Genomic DNA, 275 nt, shown 5'->3' with positions numbered 1-275 from the left:
CGCTTCTGCGATCAGTTTACCTACGGTTTCGTCGGAGTTAGCGGAGATGGTACCAACCTGAGCAATCGCTTTAGAATCAGAGCACGGTACGGACAGCGCTTTCAGTTCTTCAACTGCAGCGGTAACCGCTTTGTCGATACCACGTTTCAGGTCCATCGGGTTCATGCCCGCAGCAACAGCTTTCAGACCTTCAGTGATGATAGCCTGAGCCAGTACGGTTGCAGTGGTGGTACCGTCGCCTGCAGCGTCGTTCGCTTTGGAGGCAACTTCTTTCA

The 275-nt window shown here is 53.5% G+C and carries 1 protein-coding gene; it reads right to left on the bottom strand.

The window, feature by feature from the left end; genetic code table 11:
- Positions 1-275, bottom strand: a 275-nt coding sequence (locus tag SB719_RS19890; RefSeq protein ID WP_412159698.1) for a TCP-1/cpn60 chaperonin family protein, incomplete at both ends; no start/stop codon positions are given.

Origin of the sequence: Pantoea sp. SIMBA_079 (assembly GCF_046940275.1) — a bacterium.
Taxonomy (GTDB): Bacteria; Pseudomonadota; Gammaproteobacteria; order Enterobacterales; family Enterobacteriaceae; genus Pantoea; species Pantoea borealis.
This window is presented reverse-complemented; position numbering and strand designations above follow the sequence as displayed.